19 protein-coding genes are annotated in these 20,895 nt (G+C 62.3%); 11 read left to right on the forward strand and 8 right to left on the reverse strand.

All coding sequences use genetic code 11. The annotated features are described in order from the left end of the window. Positions 1 to 10 precede the first annotated feature (10 nt). Positions 11 to 3,055 (forward strand): FAD-binding and (Fe-S)-binding domain-containing protein, encoded by a 3,045-nt coding sequence (locus C437_RS12605; protein ID WP_004517346.1) that lies wholly within the window; start codon positions 11 to 13, stop codon positions 3,053 to 3,055. 37 nt (positions 3,056 to 3,092) lie between these two features. Here C437_RS12605 and C437_RS12610 read toward each other — a convergent pair whose 3' ends face one another. The 5 genes from C437_RS12610 to C437_RS12630 form a co-directional block, all read right to left on the reverse strand. Further along, entirely contained in the window at positions 3,093 to 3,539 is a 447-nt protein-coding gene (locus C437_RS12610) for a hypothetical protein (protein WP_004517347.1), read from the reverse strand. Beyond that, complete coding sequence (locus C437_RS12615; RefSeq protein WP_004517348.1) at positions 3,527 to 5,281, reverse strand: Nramp family divalent metal transporter; 1,755 nt, start codon at positions 5,279 to 5,281, stop codon at positions 3,527 to 3,529. The genes C437_RS12610 and C437_RS12615 overlap by 13 nt, the downstream gene beginning before the upstream one ends. Before the next feature lie 8 nt (positions 5,282 to 5,289). Continuing rightward, a complete protein-coding gene (locus C437_RS12620) occupies positions 5,290 to 5,862 on the reverse strand; it encodes a helix-turn-helix transcriptional regulator (RefSeq protein WP_004517349.1) in 573 nt (190 codons plus the stop codon). A gap of 215 nt (positions 5,863 to 6,077) precedes the next feature. Continuing rightward, on the reverse strand, positions 6,078 to 7,412 hold the full coding sequence (locus C437_RS12625; RefSeq protein ID WP_004517350.1) for a metallophosphoesterase: 1,335 nt from the start codon (positions 7,410 to 7,412) through the stop codon (positions 6,078 to 6,080). A 124-nt stretch (positions 7,413 to 7,536) separates the two neighbouring features. Further along, positions 7,537 to 8,541 carry an alcohol dehydrogenase gene (locus C437_RS12630; protein ID WP_049919784.1) on the reverse strand — a complete coding sequence of 335 codons (1,005 nt, stop codon included), beginning with the start codon at positions 8,539 to 8,541 and terminating at the stop codon, positions 7,537 to 7,539. Positions 8,542 to 8,958: 417 nt separating this feature from the next. Between C437_RS12630 and C437_RS12635 the strand changes: the two genes are divergently transcribed. From C437_RS12635 to C437_RS12660, 6 genes are all read left to right on the forward strand, one after another. Next, on the forward strand, positions 8,959 to 9,558 hold the full coding sequence (locus C437_RS12635) for a hypothetical protein (RefSeq protein WP_004517352.1): 600 nt from the start codon (positions 8,959 to 8,961) through the stop codon (positions 9,556 to 9,558). Positions 9,559 to 9,684: 126 nt separating this feature from the next. Continuing rightward, positions 9,685 to 10,476, forward strand: coding sequence for an aldo/keto reductase (locus tag C437_RS12640; protein WP_004517353.1), 792 nt, complete (start codon positions 9,685 to 9,687; stop codon positions 10,474 to 10,476). A gap of 145 nt (positions 10,477 to 10,621) precedes the next feature. Beyond that, positions 10,622 to 11,617 carry a DMT family transporter gene (locus tag C437_RS12645; protein ID WP_004517354.1) on the forward strand — a complete coding sequence of 332 codons (996 nt, stop codon included), beginning with the start codon at positions 10,622 to 10,624 and terminating at the stop codon, positions 11,615 to 11,617. A 114-nt stretch (positions 11,618 to 11,731) separates the two neighbouring features. Then, positions 11,732 to 12,475 (forward strand): NAD(P)-binding oxidoreductase, encoded by a 744-nt coding sequence (locus tag C437_RS12650; protein ID WP_049919777.1) that lies wholly within the window; start codon positions 11,732 to 11,734, stop codon positions 12,473 to 12,475. Between the two features lie 80 nt (positions 12,476 to 12,555). Further along, entirely contained in the window at positions 12,556 to 13,479 is a 924-nt protein-coding gene (locus tag C437_RS12655; RefSeq protein WP_004517356.1) for an LLM class oxidoreductase, read from the forward strand. Between the two features lie 60 nt (positions 13,480 to 13,539). After that, entirely contained in the window at positions 13,540 to 13,845 is a 306-nt protein-coding gene (locus tag C437_RS12660) for a hypothetical protein (protein ID WP_004517357.1), read from the forward strand. A gap of 41 nt (positions 13,846 to 13,886) precedes the next feature. Here the strand turns inward: C437_RS12660 and C437_RS12665 are convergent, their stop codons facing one another. Together C437_RS12665 and C437_RS12670 are read right to left on the reverse strand one after the other, a co-directional pair. Continuing rightward, positions 13,887 to 14,258 (reverse strand): cupin domain-containing protein, encoded by a 372-nt coding sequence (locus tag C437_RS12665; RefSeq protein WP_004517358.1) that lies wholly within the window; start codon positions 14,256 to 14,258, stop codon positions 13,887 to 13,889. A 252-nt stretch (positions 14,259 to 14,510) separates the two neighbouring features. After that, positions 14,511 to 15,113 carry a class I SAM-dependent methyltransferase gene (locus C437_RS12670; protein WP_004517359.1) on the reverse strand — a complete coding sequence of 201 codons (603 nt, stop codon included), beginning with the start codon at positions 15,111 to 15,113 and terminating at the stop codon, positions 14,511 to 14,513. A 131-nt stretch (positions 15,114 to 15,244) separates the two neighbouring features. On the opposite strand from C437_RS12670, the gene C437_RS12675 reads away from it, so the two are divergent. Both C437_RS12675 and C437_RS19910 read left to right on the forward strand, forming a co-directional pair. After that, positions 15,245 to 16,090 (forward strand): DUF726 domain-containing protein, encoded by an 846-nt coding sequence (locus tag C437_RS12675; protein WP_004517360.1) that lies wholly within the window; start codon positions 15,245 to 15,247, stop codon positions 16,088 to 16,090. 187 nt (positions 16,091 to 16,277) lie between these two features. After that, complete coding sequence (locus C437_RS19910; protein WP_004517361.1) at positions 16,278 to 16,523, forward strand: hypothetical protein; 246 nt, start codon at positions 16,278 to 16,280, stop codon at positions 16,521 to 16,523. 120 nt (positions 16,524 to 16,643) lie between these two features. On the opposite strand, the gene C437_RS12685 is transcribed toward C437_RS19910, so the two are convergent. Next, positions 16,644 to 17,282, reverse strand: coding sequence for a DUF3267 domain-containing protein (locus C437_RS12685; protein WP_004517362.1), 639 nt, complete (start codon positions 17,280 to 17,282; stop codon positions 16,644 to 16,646). A gap of 192 nt (positions 17,283 to 17,474) precedes the next feature. On the opposite strand from C437_RS12685, the gene C437_RS12690 reads away from it, so the two are divergent. Further along, positions 17,475 to 18,185 (forward strand): metallophosphoesterase family protein, encoded by a 711-nt coding sequence (locus tag C437_RS12690; protein WP_004517363.1) that lies wholly within the window; start codon positions 17,475 to 17,477, stop codon positions 18,183 to 18,185. Between the two features lie 4 nt (positions 18,186 to 18,189). Then, on the forward strand, positions 18,190 to 20,703 hold the full coding sequence (gene ppk1, locus C437_RS12695; RefSeq protein ID WP_004517364.1) for a polyphosphate kinase 1: 2,514 nt from the start codon (positions 18,190 to 18,192) through the stop codon (positions 20,701 to 20,703). Positions 20,704 to 20,895: the final 192 nt, after the last annotated feature.

A 20,895-nucleotide genomic window follows, 5' to 3' on the forward strand; every position in this document is an offset into this window, starting at 1 on the left:
TCTCTCACTCATGGCATACGAATCCCGACCCCCCAAACAACACGACCCGGCGACAGACCCGAGCGCGAACTACGATTACCAGGGCGACAGCGTCAACCGGCCGGACCTCGTTGCGGCTCTGGAGCGTCGCGTGGACGGCGACGTACGCTTCGATACGTACACCCGGGAACTGTTCGCGACCGACGCGAGCGCCTACGAACAGCTCCCTATCGGCGTCGTCTCGCCGGTTTCGACCGACGATGTGGTCGCGGTGATGGAGTACTGCGCCGACGAGGGCATTCCTGTGCTCCCTCGGGGCGGCGGGACAAGTCTCGCCGGGCAGGCAGTCAACGAAGCGGTTGTCCTCGATTTCAAACGGCACATGGACGAACCGCTGTCGGTCGACCCGGAGGCCGGTCGGGCCCGTGCGCAGGTTGGCATCACCATCGCCCGCCTCAACGACCGCCTCGAACCGCATGGCCTGAAGTTCGCGCCGGACCCCGCGTGGGGCGATAAGAGCGTCCTCGGCGGTGCAATCGGAAACAACACGACCGGCGCACATTCGCTGAAATACGGCAAGACGGACGCCTACATCGAGGAATGCGAGGTCGTCCTCGCGGACGGGACCCGGACGACCTTCGGCTGGGTCGATGTCGACGCCCTCGAAGCACGGGCGGCCGAGGCCGGTCCGGACGCAGACCTCGAAACGCGAATCTACGCCGAAGTCGCCAAGATCCTCGCAGAAGACGCCGAAGAGATCGACGCGAGATATCCGGATCTCAAACGCAACGTCTCCGGGTACAATCTGGACGAACTGGTCGACAGCGCCAGGGAGCGCGGCGAGGTAAACCTCGCCCGACTGTTCGCCGGGAGCGAGGGGACGCTGGCCGTCGTGACTGAAGCGACGGTCTCGCTTGAACCCGTCCCCGAGGCCACGGCCGTAGCCATGCTGACCTACGACAATATCATCTCGGCGATGGAGGACGTCGCCCCGATTCTCGACCACGACCCCTCGGCCGTCGAGGTGATGGACGACGTGTTGCTTGACCTCGCTGCGGAGACGCCGGAGTTCGCCGATGTCGTCGGCATGCTTCCCGAGGAGACGGACTCGACACTGCTCGTCGAGTTCTACGCGGATTCGGCCGAGGACGGCGCACAGAAGGTCGCCGACCTGCTCGCCGACCGGCTCCCGGACTACGACGCCAGAGAGTCGCCGAGTGACGGGGCGGGTTCGGTCACTGACGCCCCCGTCAACGCCGTCGACGCGCTGGAGGCCTACGACGCGGACCGGCAGGCAAAGTTCTGGAAGATGCGCAAGGCCGGGCTGCCGATTCTGCTGTCGCGGACCGGCGACGACAAGCACTGGCCGTTCGTCGAGGACACAGCGGTCCCGGCCGAGAACCTCCCGGAGTACATTGCAGACATCCGGGAGCTGTTCGACGAGCACGACACCTTTGCCTCCTACTATGCTCACGCCGGCCCCGGCGTCCTGCATATCAGGCCGCTGTTGAACCTGAAATCCGGGGACGGCATCGAGACGATGGAAGCAATTTCCGACGCCATCACAGACCTCGTCGTCCAGTACGACGGGTCGGTGTCGGGGGAACACGGCGACGGTCGCGCTCGGACCCAGTGGAACCGCAAACTGTACGGCGACGACCTCTGGGAGACGTTTCGGGACCTGAAGTCGGCGTTCGACCCGGACTGGCGGCTGAACCCGGGCAACATCTGCGGCGAGCACGACCCGGCCGAAAATCTCCGGTACGACCCGGACTACGAGTTCGACGCGGGATTCGAGCCCGCGCTCGACTGGGGCAACGAGAACGGGTTCCAGGGGATGGTCGAACTCTGTCACGGCTGTGCGGGCTGTACCGGTCATCAGGAAACCACGGGCGGGGTGATGTGTCCCACCTACCGCGCCGCCGAAGAGGAAATCACCAGTACTCGCGGCCGGGCGAATATGCTCCGGTCTGCGATGGACGGTGACCTCCCCGACGACCCCTTCGAGGAGGGGTTCGTTACCGAAGTGCTGGACCTCTGTATCGGCTGTAAAGGCTGCAAGAAGGACTGTCCGAGCGGCGTCGACATGGCGAAGCTCAAGGCCGAAGTGGTCCACGAACACCACCAGCGTGAAGGTATCTCGCTGCGGGACAAACTGTTCGCCAATGTCGAGACGGTGCTCTCGCTCGGGAGCACGTTCGCCCCGGTGTCGAACTGGCTGATGGACCTGCCGGGCTCAGGGTTCCTCATGGAGAAAACGGTCGGCATCACGGAGGAGCGGACGCTGCCCGCTTTCCACCGGACCACGTTCCGGGACTGGTGGGCCGACCGCGGCGGGGCGCTGGTCGCGGCGAACAAAGCCGACCGGAAGGCGCTCCTGCTCGCCGACCCATATACGAACTACAGCCACCCCGATGTCGGGAAAGCGGCTGTAACAGTTCTGGAGGCGGCGGGCGTCCACGTGGTCGTCCCTGACGCCGTGACTGACAGCGGTCGTCCCGCGTTCTCCAAGAGTATGCTGGACCACGCTCGCGAGACGGCACGGACGAACGTAGACGCGCTCGCACCGCGAATCCGCGACGGCTGGGACGTTGTCACTATCGAACCCTCGGACGCGGTGATGTACCAAGTCGACTACCGGGACCTGCTGTCGGGTGACGACGTCGAAACCGTCGCGGCGAACACATACGGTATCTGCGAGTACCTCGATACATACCGGCTGGGGGAGGCGATTCCCTTCAAGGAACCGGGCGACTCGCTGGCGTACCACGGCCACTGCCACCAGAAGGCGACGAAGAAGGACCACCACGCTGTCGGCATCCTTCGGCGCGCCGGCTACGACGTGGACCCGCTCGATTCTGGCTGTTGTGGCATGGCCGGGAGTTTCGGCTACGAGGCAGAACACTACTCGATGAGCGAGGGGATCGCGGCGCTCCTCTTGGGACAGATCGACGACTCGCCTGCCGAGCAGGTCGTCGCGCCCGGCGCATCCTGTCGGTCTCAGATCGACGACTTCGGCGATGGCAACGAGGAGCCGCCACATCCAATCGAGATGGTCGCGGCAGCAATCAGGTAGCCAGAGTGTCGGGCAGCGGATGCTGCCGGGACCGGGATCAGAACCCGATACCGTCCCGCTGTCTGACCGCAACGTCGTATCCGTCCACTGTCGACCGAAGCGCCTGTGTGAACGGTTCTGCGTCGAACTGGCCGTGCACTCGAACCGTCGTTGCGGAGGCTGTCTGGGGCTGTGCTGTGACTTTCGGCCGACCGACTCGGCCACCGGTGTGGATATCGACACTGTCGAGTGTGTCGTATGACTGTGTTTCGACCTGTTCGGCTGTCTCGATAGCCGCGGGGACGCCCTCCTCGACCACCTGTGACGCGAACGCGGCGGCCCGCTGGTCCGGCGATCCGAACAGCAGGTCGACGGGGGTCAGATAGTCGTACTCGACGAAGTAGGCCCGCTCCGTACAGAACAACACGTCGACCAGCCGGAGTGGGTACGACCCTCGCATCGTATAATGCAAGTGGACGCGGAGTTCGTCGGTCACGAGAACCACCCTTTCGCAGTGGCCGCGTCAGCGACCGTTCCGTCTGCCGCAACCTTCGCACGTCCCACCCGATACATCGTATACACCTGGACGAGCAGGAAGACCGCCCAGAGGGCGTACCCCCCCGGTGCACTGCCGAGTACGGTCGTCTGGACGGCAAACGCCTGCAACCCCAGCCGTGTCGTCAGCCCAGTCCCGATCAAGAGGACGCTGAAATAGCCGAAAAACGCGGCGGCGACCCACATCGCGGCGACGCGGCCCCAGCCCGGCATCGTGTGTTCCGGGAGTCGGACTGTGTTGACGAGTTGGACGATGACGATGTAGGGCCACATCAGGAGCCCGGACATCGCCGCCCCAACGACCAAGAGTCCGAACGGGTCAGATATCGATATCGGCAGGGTGAGGATGAGCACGCCCCAGCCACAGAAGACGGTCAGCAGCCCCCAGAACAGTCGCGGCAGGCTCCAGCCCGCTTCCCGCCCGTACAGCTCGTAGATGATGTCGGAGCTGTTCCGGACGAACGATTCGATGATCGCGTATTCGGTCGTAAACAGGGCGAGAAACAGCGTGACGTAGATGACGCTCGTCGTGACCCCGCCGACGGACGGCGCAATCTCGATGAGCCACATATCTACTGCGTCACTCGTCGTCCCCGGTGCTTGCGACACCGCGATGACGACCAGTATTGTCGTGACTAGCAGGAGGCCCAGCAGGAAGGTCAAGAGGTGTTCGAGCTGTGTCACGCGCCACCAGCCCCGCCACCGTTTGAGGTTTTGCGTGTCCGGAGTGAACGTGAACCCGTCTTCGTGAACGGTTTCGGGGTCATCGCCGGCGAAGGGATTCTTGATTCGGCCCTGATACCGGCCCATTCCGTAGCCTTTCTCGCGTATCCAGAGGCTCTGTGAGAGGTTGAGGTACCCGCCAGCCCCGGCATATGCTAGCGCGCCGACCAGCACGGCGATGGTCCCGACCGGCGAGTAGTCACCGACTTCTGTCAGACTTCCCGGAACGCTAAACAGCACGTCCACCGACCCGATGAGAACGAACAGCAGCAGTGCGAATGCGATGGACAGCGCCACCAGAATAAGCTGGAGGCTCTCGACGACGTTGTACATCAGCGGCGTCACCTGATAGGTAATCCAGATGAACACCATGAGCGCGATGCCGAACAGTCGCCAGCCGACGATGTCGACGCCGGCAACGTCGTACGTGCCGAGTGCGAGCCCTTCCGCCCCGATTCGCGCGGCGCTTGCGGCCCAGCCCGGCCAGCCCAGACTGACGAACCCGCCCAGTAGCATGGCCAGCGGAAGGACCGGATGGACCCGTTCGAATGCCCGAAACACGCTCTCACCGGTCGCGAGTGTCCACCGCTGTATCTCGGTGTTGATGATAAAGTGGAGACTGACAGCCACGAGGAACAGCCAGTACAGTCCCCACCCGTAGCTGGCGACCAGATGTGGCCAGAACAGCGTCTCACCGCTCCCGAGTGATGCCCCGAGCATGATTGCGCTGGGACCGACGACGTGGCGGAGCTTCGGCACTTTCGGCAACGAGAGTTCTCTGAACCGCCCGCCCGTTCCCGTGTCTGGATGAGCATCGCTCTCTGGTGCCACTTCGAGATTGTCATACGCGACCGGGGTGTACGACGAGATGGGATACCGCTGCTCTTTACGAGAGGCGTACACCTCCGATGTCTCTGCCTCACCCTCTTGCGCTACGTCCGACTGTTCCGTCGGCTTTTCCTCTGGCATCGATGAACTCACCCACCAACGTAGTGCCAGACGTGCTCGTGGTCGGCAGCCAGGTCAACCTGTGGGAGGTCTTCTAAGGCGGGCCCGATAGCATCCCACCACTCGTCAGCGGTCTTGTAGCCCGCCGGATGTTCCTGAAACACCTCAGTAATGAGTTCCCCGGCATCGGTATCGGGATTTTCACGAAGATAATCGTACGCGGCTCTCAACGCCGAACGCCGGTCGTCGAGTACCGCACCTGTCCCCGGCAGGTCCGCATCGGCGATACTGTGTTCGACTGGTGGCTCTCGGTCCTGTTGCGGTTCCGTGCTCGGGCCGACGAGCTGGGAGAACGGGATCCACCAGACCCGGCTCCGCGCGCCGACCTTTCGCGTTTCCAGCTTCCCTCGTTCCACGAGTATGTCGAGCTTGTTGTGTGCCGTCTTCCGGGAACAACCGAGTGCGTCCATTACGTCAGTTGCGGTCAACGGCTTCGCTTGATCCGTCCGATCTTGAAACACCGAGAGCACCCGCTCTGGTGTGAACTCTGCCGTGGACGGTGGTGACCCGTCAGCCCGACCATCGTCCGCGGTATTGCTCATACGTAGCAATTACAGTCGTATGTAATAGACTTTTCTGCACGAATCTCTGTTTCGGGAGCAAACGCTTTCGCTCCGTCTGACGCTCGATAGGTCTCAATCACACACGAAGGTATGAATAGACTCTCTCAGTGGACACACCAATAATGGGGTAGGAAAAACCCTCCTCAATCGGTTCCCCCCGCTAGCGATCACGCTCCGCTGGAGTAGTCTGACTCTCACTCAGCCGGCTCCGACGCAGGCACTGACTGCTTGGTTTCCACGACTGCACGCTCTGGAAGTTCGATGTTTGGTTTCCGACCGACCGTCAGCAGGCGCTCGGTGAGCGTCAACTCCTCCGGACTGGGACTTGGCTTCTGCACTTCCTCGTAGTCGACAACCACTTGCTCGTTTTTTGCGGTGATGCGCACGGCACAGAGCTGGTAGGAGGGGTAAAACACCGGGGGCAGAAGCCCGATGATGCCGTCCCGACGGTGGAGGCGTTTGAGCCAGGTCCCGCTGTTGACGACCAGCCCGCCGTCGACCGACTGCACGCTCGGCCGGTGGGTGTGGCCGTAGCAGAAGACAACTACGTCGTCCTTTTCATCGAACACTTCCTGAGCGGCTTCCTTGTACGGTGTCTGGGTATCGACAGTGAGGTCGGTTTCGAAGACCCCGAAGCGGTTGATGGTCTTCTTGATGTCCCGGCGCAGCAGATACAACGGTATGCCAACGAGCAACAGGAGCCCGGCCAGTGACGCATTCACGACAAGCAGTACCCAGATGGCGGTGCCGACTGTGCCGAACTGTCCCAGAAACGACGTCGTCGTTTCGACCGGTGCGGACCAGACGCCGAGGAGGTTCAGCGCCGCCAGAATCGCCAAGATAGCGCTCACATTGAACAGCAACAGGAACGGCACCAGTGCATACCGAAGCAGCGGGTTCATCTCCCGATAGAAGTACTTCGAAAGCATCCACACTGGAACCCGCTCTGTCGGCGTTACAGCCTGGACATCCTTGAGCCAGTTGTACCGACCCCGGTCTGAGAGCTGACCGGCTCGGCTCGTGACAAGTGTGTTATAGTAGTAGCCAAGCGGCGTCACGTTGGCGTCGCCCCAGTCCTCGATGCGGTTATTCGGGTCCTGCTGATTGCCGTGTTCGAGGTGGATGGCCTTGTCTCCAACCGGACGGGTAATCGACTTCGCCTGGACGAGATTGACGTTGTACGCCGCGAACCGCTCCACGTACTCGTCATAGGCTGCGAGCTCGTGGTCGTGGTTCCCCGGAATCAGGGTTATTTCGATGTTCTCGCCGGTCTTTCGCAACTGCTCGAACAGGGTCGGATAGGTCTCTTCGAGGGCGTCGAACTTCTCCAGTCCCGACATACCGGTAAACTCCCATAGCCCAAAGGCGTCACCGTTAATGAGCAACTCGGCGTCCTCGTCGGTGGTTTCTAACCGGGTCAGAAAATCGAGCAGCTCGTCGAGAAATTCCACCTCCTCTAGCTGTTCGTCGCCGCCGATGTGAAGATCGCTGATGACGTAGTAGACGCGGTCGTCGGCGGTGCCGTCCATTGAATACGGGTTCCTGACCCACAGACAAAGGCGTTGCTCTCCGGGAAATCACGACGGAAAATTGTGGTGGCGGCCGGGAATGTGGCTTATAGACGCGTTCTCGCCGATATCGAGAGCTGCTCGATTACAGTTCAAGCACGGCTCGGAACCGCGCTTCGTTGTCGATCATCTGGCCGTACGCCTCACTGACATCTTCGAGCGGGTAGGTCTCGATCTCCGGTTCGATGTCACGGAGCGAACTGAACTCCAGCGTGTCCTGTGAGTCGCGTCCGTGTCCCGAGGCCCAGCCCTCCACTGCGCCCCGGTTCTGGACGAGCTGCTGTGCGCTCACTTCCACTGGCTCGCCGGGGACACCGACGACGACGACAGAGCCGTCGACACCGATTCCGCTGACGATAGAACTGATCGCGTCACTCGATGGTGCTGTCGCAAGCACCACGTCGGCCCCACCAAGCTCCTGTAGTCGCTGACCAGCATCTGTCTCCGCCGCGTTGATGAAGTGGTCAGCACCCAGTTCTTGTGCCAGTGACTCTTTCTCCGGTGTTCGGGAGATAGCGGCCGTCTCGAAGCCAGCCGCGTGTGCATACTGGATGCCGAGGTGGCCGAGGCCGCCGACGCCCTGCACGGCGACGAGGTCTCCGACGTTCGCGTCGCTGTTCCGGAGCGCGTTGAACGTCGTTACACCCGCACAGAGCAGCGGTGCCGCGGCCGCCGCGTCAAGTGACTCCGGAATCTTCGCGAGCGCCTCCGATGGTGCGGTCATGTACTCCGCGTACCCGCCATCGTAGCTCAGCCCGGTGATTTCGCCGTTTTCACACTGGAGGAAGTTCCCCCGGCGACACTGGTCACACGTCGAACAGTGGCCGCCGTGCCAGCCGACGCCGACCCTGTCGCCCACGTCCCAGGTGTCGACAGCGTCGCCGACGGCGTCGACGCGGCCCGCTACCTCGTGGCCCGGAACCCGCGGATAGGAGACGACCGGATTGGTCCCCTCTTTCGCGTACACGTCGCTGTGACAGATACCACAGGCGTCCACTGCGACCCGTACCTCGCCGGCGTCCGGCTCGGGCACGTCCCGTTCGACGACCTCGAAGTCCGCTCCCGCTTCGGGTACGACCGCCGCTCGCATCGTGTCTGACATAGCAGTACTTCCGGCTCGACGCTGATAAACGGCCAGTTAGCAGATATCCTTACGGGGGCTACAGGGCCGGCAGGGCCACAAAATATCGCCGGGGGACAGTCCGGCCGTCGGCTCAGGACCGGAGCCGCTGGATGCGCTTCTCTGTCGGCGGATGTGTCGAAACAGCTCCTCGAACAGCACTTTGCCGGCGTTGCAGATACAGTGGGCGCGCATGTTGCTCTCGACCGTCGATTCACGTTCTTCAGCACCACGGGAGACTCGTCCGAGTGCACGAGCCAGTGGCCCGACGGTGCCAATAGTGCGTCTCGTCTGCGAGGACCTGCGACAGAACCGAAGAGAACGGCGACACCCCCCTTCCGTTGGGGAGCCGAAACCCTATCAACGTGGGTCCGAAACGGCACTGACATGTCTCTCTCCCGCTTTGCTGGGTGGTTCCGACCCTACTCCGTTCCGATCTGTCTGTTTGTCGTCGTGGCGGCTACCGTGTTGTTCGTGCCGCCGCTGGTGCTTGGGGAAGTGACCGGCCGCACGTACGCCCTGACGATAGCAGTGCTCATCGTCGCTGTCTCGTCGGTCCTCCCGTACGCTGTCGCCGTTGCCATTTTGACTGTTCCGGTCCCCTACGCTGGACTGGGAAGCTACGCGGCTCCGGCCGCTGTCGAGTCGTTCTCGCCGACCGCGGCGCTCCGACACGTTGTCGCTGGCGTCTCCTATGCCGTCGCGGCCACCGCCGTCGGCGGTGTCAGCGTCGGCATCGACTTCGCGGTTTCGAGCGGCTCGAGCCCGCTACAGGCGGTGCGGTTTCCGGCGCTTGGGGTTCCGCCGTTCCTGACGCTCGGCGGCGCGGCCGTCGCCGCCGTCTACGTCGCCGTCCAGCTGTGGCGATACGACAGCCCGCTCGCCGAGATCGGGCTGGACACGGTCCTCGGAACGGTGGGCCTCGGTGTTCTCCTCGCCGCGTCGCCCGTCGCCGCGCTCTGGCTGTTCGGGGCCTTCGGTTTCTGAACGCCCGAGCCCCCCGTCGCACACCCGGTCCTACCCGCCGGCTTCAAAACGTCTTAAAGTCGCAAGCACCCGCTGTCGGATATGACAAAGCAACAGTCCCAGACAGGCGGCCCGCGAGCGAGTGGAATGCCGATGCTCGGGCTCGGAACCTGGCAGAACGACGACGAGGCGCAGTGCACCGAGAGCGTTCGGACGGCGCTGGAGGCCGGCTACCGGCATATCGACACCGCACAGGCCTACGAGAACGAGAGCGCCGTGGGCGACGGTATCGCCGCGGCCGATGTGGACCGCGACGACATCTTCCTGGCGACCAAGGTCTGGATTTCGAACCTCTCACACGACGATGTCATCGAGACGACCGAGGAGAGCCTCGACAAACTCGGCGTCGATTCGGTGGACCTGCTGTACGTCCACTGGGCGGCGGGCGAGTACGAGCCCGAGGAGACACTCCCGGCGTTCGACGAACTCGTCGACCGCGGCCTGATCGACAACGTCGGCGTCTCGAACTTCGAACCACACCACGTCGAGACCGCGATGGACGTGCTCGATGCGCCGGTGTTCGCAAACCAGGTCGAGGTTCATCCGTTCCTCCAGCAGTCGGAACTGCGTGAGCACGCGGCCGAACAGGACTACGAACTGGTCGCGTACTCGCCGCTTGCCCGCGGGGAAGTGTTCGGTCACGACGTCATCGAAGCTATCGCCGACGCCCACGACGCCAGCGAGGCACAGGTCAGCCTCGCGTGGCTCCGCGAGAAGGGTGTGACGGCGATTCCGAAAGCCACGAGCGAAGCCCACATTACGGACAACCTGGCGAGCCTCGACCTGTCGCTTTCCGACGCTGAAATCGACCGTATCGACGGCATCGAGACCGTCGACCGGCGCGTCGATCCGGACTTCGCGCCGGCCGCCTGGGAGTAGGGCGGTTCAGGGCGTCATTGGTAGATTCTGCCACTCGGCTGTCGGGCCGTGACACCACGTCTCCCACAGCCCTCTTCACATTTCGACTCCTTGACCCACTAATGAGATATTTTCGCTCTAACGGGTGGTCCAACTGACTTGGCCTATGTTCCGGTCCGCATTCACTGATCGGCCCTCACTCCCGGCTCGCTACCGAGACAGCGCGCTGTTCGTCCTGCTTGCCATGTTGTTCGGTGGCTCGTTCGTCGCAATCAAAACCGGGCTTCGCGAGCTTCCGCCGGTGCTGTTTGCCGGCCTCCGGTTCGACCTGGCTGCAGTGACGCTGCTTGGCTACATCGTCATTACTCGGCCGCGGTCGACGTGGCTGCCGCGGACTCGCGGGGACGTCGTAGGTATCGGAATGGCGGCGCTGTTCCTGATCGCGCTCAACAACGGATTGCTGTTCCTCGGTCAGGGATCGACGACGCCCGCTGCAGCGTCCGTAATGTACGGCCTGAATCCGATACTCGCACCCGTGTTCGCTTGGTGGCTGCTGGGCGACCGGCTCTCGTGGCTCGGCGCGGTCGGTATCGGTATCGCGCTGAGCGGCGTTATCATCATCGTGCAGCCGTCACCGTCGACGTTCACAGATGCGAGTGCTATCGGGCAACTTCTGGTTCTCGGTGCGGCCGCGGCTGTTGCTCTGGGAAGTGTCCTCCTCCAGCGAGTCAGCCCGCAGATGGATAGTACACCGCTGACTGCGTGGGCGATGGCGGTCGGCGCAGTGCTCCTCCACGTTGCGAGCCTGCTGGTCGGAGAGCCACCCACAGCCGTGATCGGCATCGGGCCTGAAACGATTGTGAGCATCATCGCTGTGGGCATCCCGTCGACGGCAGTCGCGTACGCTATCTACTTCGGCCTCATCAAGCGCATCGGTCCGGTTCGCGCGAATCTGGTCGCGTATGTCGTGCCGATATTTGCCGCGCTCATGGGCTGGATACTGCTCGGCTCGTCGGTGTCTCTGTGGACGTTCGTCGGCTTCCTCGTCGTCGTTGCGGGCTTTGCCCTCATCGAGCGTGTGACGATTCGGATGGAACTGCGCAGGCTCTATCGTCGGTTCGAAGACACCCCGCCGAAGCAGACGCCGCCGTGTGACGACTAAAGCACCAACTGCTGTGATCTGAGCCGGGTTTGTCGCGTTCTCCGGGCATATCAGTGCTCCACTGGCTGGTACACTGGCCCAGCCAATCATGTATCGCCAGCCCCAAGCACCAGTATGGACCCTTCTGACGTGGAGACAGTGTTCGTTGCCGGAGCCAGCGGCGGGACCGGTCGGGCGGCTCTCCGACTGCTCAGTTCGCGCGTGTCGACCGTCCGGGCACTCACCAGTACGCCGTCGAAGACCGATGACCTGCGGGCGGCCGGCGCTGACGAGGTTGTCGTCGACGACTTGCTGAACCCGACCGCGTTGACCGATGCGTTGTCGGACGTTGATGTCGTCCTGAGCGCTGTCGGCTCGAACATCACGGATGTCTGGTCTCAGAACGAGTACGTCGACGGCGCGGGAACGATCAACCTCCTCGATGCGGCCGTCGACGCCGGTGTCGAGGCCTTTGTCATGGAATCCGCTATCGGCGTGGGTGAGGAGCCGGCCAGTCCGCTCGCGGCGGCCTTTGACATCGTCATCCAGCCGATACAGCGTGCGAAAGCAGAAGCCGAGACCGCAATCCGCGAGGCTCCGGTTCGACACACGATTCTCCGCCCGGGCGTGCTCACGAACGGACCACGGACTGACACCGTCTCCGCCGCCGAGCCCGGAGCGAAGCTCTGGGGGAGTGTTTCGCGAGCCGACGTGGCCCGACTGATGATCGCAGCACCCGTCACGCCGGCGGCCGAAGACCGGACATTAGAAGTCGTCTCGAAGCCGTCGTTCCCGAACCGTGCGCTGGATATCGAGTGGCAGCTGCCCCGTGGTGGGGGAAAAACTTTGTCAGTCGAAACTCCGGACGATGTCTCATAGCGGGACACTCATTGATTTCCCGTTCCGGCGGCGATGTCGCTACCCGTGTCCACATACGCTTCCAGCGGGAAAACATCGTGATGACTGCTGTGGACCACGCAAACGCCGGCTATCGGCGGCTGTTCGAGGGGGATGGACTCTCGTTCGGTCTCGGATTCCCGCTCACCGGTGAAAAGGAATCGACGCCGGATATCGACGCGGAACTCCGGCTCGCAAGCCACGCCGAGACAGTCGGCTTCGACGCCCTCTGGGCCCGAGACGTGCCGACGTACTGGCCCCGGTTCGGGGACGCCGGCGGGGCCTTCGACCCGTGGGGGCTGCTGTCCCACGTCGCCGCCCACACCGAGTCGGTGGCACTTGGCACTGCGAGCATCGTTCTCCCGCTGCGCCATCCCATCCATGTGGCGAAGTCGGCTGCGACTGTCGACCGACTCTCCGACGGCCGTCTCGTGCTGGGCATCGCCTCCGGTGACCGCGACCCGGAGTATCCGGCGTTCGGCGTCGACCCCGAGAACAGGGGCCACCTCGTCCGAGAAAGCGTCGACGCGCTTCGTGCGCTCTGGCGTGAGGAGTATCCGACACTCGACGGCTCCTGGGGCCGCATCGACGGTGAACTCGATGTCCTCCCGAAACCGACGACGGACACGCTCCCGCTGTTTCCGACCGGGAACGCCAGACAGTCGACGGAGTGGATCGCCGAGAACGGCGACGGCTGGATATTCTACCACCTTCCCGAGTCGACGCTACAGTCGTATCTCGACACGTGGCGGAGTCACGCACCCGAGAAACCGTTCACGATTGCCGTTCAGGTCGAGTTCGCCGACGACCCGGCGGCCGAGCCCGAACCGCTTCACCTGGGCTATCGAGCCGGCGTCGAATGGTTCCGGGAGTATTTCAGGCAACTCGATGACTACGGCCTCAACCACGTTATCGTCGGACTCCGGTCGACGGAGCCGGCGGCGGCGATGACGACGTTCGCCAGTGAAATCATAGACGAACTGTGACTCTCGGGAGGGAGATGTTCGCAGGCACGGCTTTCGACGTGGCGGACCTACTGAGTCTCGATGACTGACCGGCAGGCGGAACTCCGAACCTTGTCTGGGGAGCTGACCGATTCTGAGGGGATTACCGACGCGTTTCTCGCAAAGAGCTTCACAGACCAGCTACTCATCGTCGATGTCCGCGACGGGGAGCCGCTTCCCACCGCTGTCGCCGACCAGGTCGCTGACCGCGACCTGCTCCCGGCGGACGAGGTCTACGGTGAAGCTGCCGCGAATCAGTCCGCCATCGGCAACGTGGGTGACGCGACGCGCCATCACTTCGTCGACGTGCGAACCCGGGGCTCACACCGCTCCTACGTCGTCGAGTGATGGTGGCTGTTGTCGACTACGAAACTAACTTCGACTCGGGCCTACGGGTCGAACTCGTTTTGCTTGAGCCCTCTCCGGACCGGATCGTGTTCGGCGTCGGTCGGCGGCGGTGCGGTCACCAGTAGTGCTTCCAGCCGCCCATCCTCGTCCGCTTTGACACCGCGGTCGGTATCAGCCTCGACGACCACCACGTCGCCCGGTTCGACCGCCCGTTTCGTGTCCCCGTCACGGACGATACCGGTCCCGGACTGGACGTGTATCGCTACGTCGCTTGCGGGCGCATGCACCGGGATGAACTGTCCGGGCTCGAAGTAGCCACAGACGACTCTCATCCGGTCGCTGCGGAACACTTCGACCGCCGAGAACTGGTCGGCGTCGTACGCCCGGGCGGCGTCGAAGTCAGTCGCCGTCATCGTTGCCCTCCCCAGCACTGCAGTCGTGCATGCCTATGGCCGTGATATCGAGTCGGCTCGGGCGCGTCCGATTCGGTCGCTGTCGGCTGAGCGACCACACTCCCTGTTGACTCCGGGACTTTGAATCCATGCTAACGCCTCAGACTGCACCGGGGATAGTCTCGGCCCCGAACCGCTTCGCCACTAGCCGCTTCTGATCGCTACTGCTACTGGGGATACCCCCCAGCTCCATCCCGACGAACCACGGCGCTATTACTCCGAGATATCTGGATACGACTGCCGGCCGCCCTGTGATTTTCTGGCGACCAGCTGGGCGGTGGCTGCGGTCGTCCCGTCCGTCGTTGTGGTGCGCTCGTCGTAGTGCAACACAGTCAGCCCGAGTCCGGCCCTGAGCAGTTCGTTCGAAGCGAACCGATACCGGTCCCCGGAGGGGCCGCCGTCCACGTCGTCGCTCGTCCGGAGGTGGTGCTGGATGAACAGACAGCCGCCGTCGGCCAGGGCCTCGATTATGTCGGGGAGGCGGTCGACGGGACGATAGAAGCTACTCGTAATGAGGTCGTACGTGGACGCCGGATACGTAAACGAGTCGAGGTCTGCCTGTACCCACTCGATATCGTTCTCGACACCCGCTGTGCGTGCGTTCTCACGGGCAATAGTTAGTCCGACACGCGATTGGTCGACTGCATCGACGCGGTACCCGGCCGCTGCGACCGGAAGCGCGTTCCGTCCGGTCCCGGTTGCGATGTCCAGCGCCCGTCCCTCCGGGAAGGTCGGCAGGTATCGTTTTAGAACTGGATGTGGGTCCGGGTGCTGTGGGTACGTACCTGTCCGGTATCGCTCGTCCCAAGTTGTCATGGCTCCGATGACTGTCCGCCGGGACATGAGCCTGTGGGCTGTGGCACAGCTCTTGCGTTGCTTCCCGGTTCTAAACGACAACCTCAATTGACTTATCGCCACACCTGTGACCTACCCACAAGCTACCAGCCATGGACAGTCAAAACGGCGTGACCAGACGGCGGCTGCTCATCGCTCTCGGAAGTGGACTCGGTCTGCTTGGGGGCGGCGCTGCCTACGTGTACTTCTCGCTGCAGGGCGACTCCGGCGGGTACAGTGCACCGGATGCCCAACCGGTCGTCACTACGCGCGGGCTCCTCGACACAGCGGACGAGCCGGCCTTCAAAACCGGGGGTACGTGGTCGTTCGGCGACGCGTCGGCCGTGTTCCTGTTCGTCCACGGATTCAGTACCGACGCCGAGACGGCGCGTGACAACGCCTATACGGCTCAGGTAGCGCTCGACGGGACATGGTCTGCACCCGTCGTCGCACACAGCTGGGATTCAGACGTCGACTGGGAGCAGGCGAAGGCCAACGCCGAGGCGAACAGTCGGCCCCTCGCACAGTGGCTGGTCGAGTGGGCTGAAACCGATGGCCGGCCCGTCCATCTGCTCGCACATTCGCTGGGCGCGCGGGTGACCGGCGAGACGCTTCGGGTGCTTGCCGGGCAAGGGGCGACAGACGCGCTTGCTTCGGTGTCACTGCTCGGGGGTGCCATCCCATACAATAGCGTGGTACAGGGCGGTCGCTACGGCGACGCTATCGGAACTGTCGACGCCCCGGTGTCGAACTTCTACAGCCAGAACGACAAGGTCCTATCGTGGATTTACCGGGCGTCGGACCAGACACACGCGGTCGGCCACGCTGGTACTCGTGACGCGGGAACGCTTCCCGACGGCTATCAGGACGTGAATATCTCTGACCTCGTTGCCGACCACTACTCGTACTTCGAACCGGGTGAGGGCTGTCTGGCGCGTGTCGGTGCCGAAATCGAGTGACCGGCGCTGTGTTCCCCGATCGGAATGATACCAATTGCACCGAGTTACACACTGACTGCCCCGCTGTCGTGCGGTCGGATGGGCGTTGCATTTCCGGCAACTGTCGTAGAACTAAATACGGCGGAAGTGTTGCGTTCTCTATGGAAACGGCTGCCAGATCGACGGATGCTATCCGCTGGAGCGGGAAATGAGCCTCTTCACTGCTGTTGTCATCTTCGTGGTGGGGCTGCTCTCAGGTTTCGTGGTTCGATGGGTGGCCGGTCTCGCTGCCGTCGTCGCGCTCGTCCTGGTGCTGTTGGGTGCGACCACGCCGGATATCGGCATCGTCAACTTCGTGATCGAACAGTATTATCAGGGCAACGAGCTGCTGTTTCTCGCCGGACTGTTGTTCGGACTGGACGCCGAACACACCAGAGATGCCGTCGAGCGGTGACTCGCCGCTCTCGGACTCGGTAATCGTACTGAACCGAAGCCCACGGCGGGGTGTCTCCCGCAGTCGACTGACTCCCATCGACTGCGTTGCTACGCCACCGTCGGTACAGCTAGGACGTGGCTACATCTCGGGATAGAAAATATACGAATGACGGATGTCGCTGTCGTACATGAGCGACCCGGCAGGTGTCCGGAGTAACATTGCGACCAGGTAGAGGTCACCGGCCGCCCCGGCGGTGTTGAACAGCAGGGCCACGAAGGCTGCGAACGCGACCAGCGGACTCGGAACGAACAGCACCGGGAGAAGTACCGCGTTGAGCGCGACGACGGGAGCGATGCCGACGATAAGGTTGTGATTCCGGGCCTGGAACTGGTGGAACGTCGCCGCGTAGAACGCGCCGAGTTGCGGTGCCACGCCGTAGGAGACCCGGTACCCGTACCATCGATAGACCAGTCCGTGGACGAGTTCGTGGAGAACAGTCACGATACCGATAGCGCCGACACAGGCGACCGCGACCAGGCCGGACGCGAACGTGAACGTGACACTCGTCGCGGTTTCGTCGACCGAAAAAACGGCATCGAGAGCGGGCCCCTGAGCGTACCAGAGTAGCCACCCGAACACCACCGCAGCGACCGGCAACAGTACGACTACGAGGCCGAGTAATACCACCAGCGAGTAGCGAAACGGTTGCGGCGGCTGATAGCCCACCGGCGTTGCCGGTTGCAGTGTGTCGGTTGGCGCATACTCGCTCGTTGGCATATCGGTGTTTCAGATGCGTAACTGAAAAAGAAGGCGGCGCTGCGAAGAGTTGTGGTGGCCGTCTGGTAGCGTATCGCCGCCGTAGGTTCGACGGCCTCCAGTGTGTATACGTTCGGTCTCATATTTCTATATACCACTAATATAAAACGCCTATAGTGAATTCGCCGACGTATCACCAACAGCCTCACATAGATGGTCGCACCACCGACGTTTAATCCAGCAATCGACGCATCACACCGACGAATCCACAGCAACGAATGGGAGGACATCTATGTTGTCGGCGATGTCCACGGGTGTCGGGCGACGCTCGAAGGACTCCTGAGTCGCCTGGACCCCACTCCAGAAGAACTGGTCGTTTTCGTCGGTGACCTTGTCCGCAAAGGGCCTGATAGCGCCGGTGTCGTCGACATCGTCCGGCGAACGCCAAATTTCATTACGGTCCGAGGAAACAACGAACAGAAACTCATCGACGGCCGCAAATCGATTCCCTCGCTGACCGACGACGACCTTTCTTGGATCGCGTCGCTCCCGGTTGCGATATCGTGGGACGACTCGCTGGTCGTCCACGGCGGCGTCGATCACCGAAAGCCCATCGCGGAACACGAACTGACTGAACTGCTGAACATGCGTTCCCTTGTCCCCGACGGGAGCTACGACCGCCCGTACTGGTTCGAAACGCGTCGTGACGCCCCTCGTATCTTCTTCGGTCACACGGTGCTCTCAGAGCCCTTTGAGACATCCAGTGCGGTCGGTCTGGACACCGGTTGCGTGTACGGCGGGCAACTGACGGCGTACCGGTGTTCCACAGGAAAATTCATAACTGTCGACCCAGGGACAACTCACGAAGACCGCTCGGCCGACAGTATCGTGGATCCGGAACGCGCCCCACCTACGTCTATCTAATCCAATGGACTTGGATTCAGGATCGAATCTTCCCGCCTACGAGCCGGCCGATGTCGACCTGACCGACTCGTCGTTGTATCTCAACCGCGAACTGAGTGCCCTCGCCTTCCAGCGGCGTGTGCTCCACGAGGCACTGGACGAACGGAATCCGCTGCTGGAACGGGTCAGATTCCTCGCTATCGTCACGCGTAATCTTGACGAGTTCACGATGAAACGTATCGGCGGGCTTAAACAACAGATAGAGGCCGACGTTACCGAGACAGCGCCAGACGGGCGGACGCCACGGGAGCAGTGGGAGGAGGTCCACGAGACGCTCCGACCAATGCTTGCAACGCAGGCCCGTTGCTACCGCGATGCGATTCGCCCCGCGCTTGCAGCGGAAGGTGTCGAAATTCTTGACTACGATGACGCGACAGAAACGGAGCAGTCGGAGCTGCGAACCTACTTCGAGGGGTCTGTGCTACCGACACTGACCCCGCTTTCGTTCGACCCGGCGCACCCGTTCCCGTTTATTTCAAATCGGTCGCTGTCACTCGCTGTTCTCACCAGACAGCCAGACGCCGATGACCCGACGTTCACCCGGATCAAGATTCCGCCGAACAGGCCTCGTTTAGTCCAGCTTGGGGACGAAGCGCGGTATGTTCCACTGGAAGAGGTCATCCGCGCGAACCTCGATTTGCTGTTACCCAACGTTGAAATCGTCGACACGGCCCTGTTTCGACTGACTCGCAACGCGGAGGTCCGCCGAAATCAGGAGATTGCCGAGGACCTCATCGACATGGTCGAAGATGTCATCGAACAGCGGCGCTTCGCGTCGGTCGTCAGAATGGAAATCTCCGAGGACGCGGACCCCCGGATTCGCTCGACACTTGCCACACAACTCGGTCTCGACGAACGCGAAATATACGATCTCCCGGGGCCACTAGATTATCGAGACTTCGCGGAGTTGACCGACCTTGAGCGCCCGGACCTCTCGCTTGACGAGTGGACACCGCAGCCACATCCTCGACTTGACAGCCATCGACAGCAACCGAGGAATCCGTCCGAGTCGAGCAGTGCGAGCGTCTTCAGCCGTATTCGCGACGGGGATATCCTGCTCCATCACCCGTATCACGATTTTACCGACACCGTCCAGCGATTCATCTCGGAAGCGGCCGAAGACCCCGATGTTCTGGCAGTGAAAGCGGCTATCTACCGGACAGCAAGCGACTCACAGATAATCCAGTCGCTGATAACGGCAGCCGAAAACGGGAAGCAGGTCGCGGTGATGGTCGAATTGAAGGCTCGCTTCGACGAACAGAACAACCTCGAATGGGTGCGGAAGCTTGAGGAAAACGGCATCCACGTCGCCTACGGGACGGTTGGTCTGAAAACACACACGAAGACTGCGCTCGTGGTTCGGGAGGAAGATGACGGCGTCCAACTGTACTCCCACATCGGGACCGGGAACTACCACTCAGAAACTGCGAAGGGCTACGTCGACCTCGGGCTGTTGACTGCTGACCGGGACATCGGCCGCGACCTGACGAAAGTGTTCAACTTCTTCACCGGCCCTTCACTGGACGAGGAGTTTCGAGAACTCCTCATTGCGCCGGTGACGATGCGCCGGGAGTTCACCCGGTGTATCCGCCGAGAGGCCCAGCATGCACAGGCCGGTCGCCCTGCGCGCATCGTTGCAAAGGTCAACGGTCTCGAAGACCCTGCCATCGTTGCCGAGCTGTACCGCGCGTCGATGGCCGGCGTCGACATCGACCTCATCGTCCGCGACATCTGTCGCCTCCGACCCGGACTGGAGGGGATTAGCGAAAACGTCTCTGTCTACTCACTCGTGGGCCGATTCTTGGAGCATTCCCGTCTCTTCTACTTCGAGAACGGTGCACGGGCGGACCCCAGCCCGGAAGACGACTGGGGCGAGCCGGAGTACTACATCGGTAGTGCCGACTGGATGACTCGCAATCTCGATTATCGGGTCGAAGCCGTCACACCTGTCACGAGTCCCGAAATCCAGCGACAGCTCCGCTTCACTCTCGAACTCGCTCTCGCGGACAACCGCAAGCTGTGGGAGATGGACAGCGACGGCGAGTACCACCAGCGCTATCCGGCTGACGGTGAGCGAGTGATAAGCGCGCAAGATATCCTGATGCGAGAGGCGCTGAAGGCCGGTCGGTCGGAGGACCACGCTGCCGGGATGCCCGGTGACTATCCACTATCCAGCAACCTCTGTATTGCAGGCGAAAGTACTGGACAGACGGCGGCGGAAACTCCGTCTGAATCTGAAACCGAAACTCAGGGTCAGTCCGTGGCCCCCAGTGAAGATACAGCCAACGGCGACCTGTCCGAAGTCACAGACGGCGGCGAGATCGACGGGGTACTTTCGAAGTACAGTGACCGGTGGTACGTCCCGGACAGCGTCGTGTACGACTACGCTGTCCGGATGCCCGATGGCGAGCGGCGCTATCTCAAAACCAAAGCCGGCGTCACTGACCTCCTCGAACGAGCATATAGCGATACAGAATAGCTATTCAGCTATACTATTGTTCGATCAATCCCTACGAAGTGCGATGTGGCCATCTCTATGTGTTATCTTCTCACACAAACTGCGTTTTACTCTTTCAGGAAGCTTATGAGCGTGGCTTATACAGTATCTCGACGTAGCTATCGATTTACAGGAATCCGTCCGCTCTAGAGCTCTTGCAGACAGCGACGACGG

The sequence above is a fragment of the Haloarcula vallismortis ATCC 29715 genome (genome assembly GCF_000337775.1).
Classification (GTDB): domain Archaea; phylum Halobacteriota; class Halobacteria; order Halobacteriales; family Haloarculaceae; genus Haloarcula; species Haloarcula vallismortis.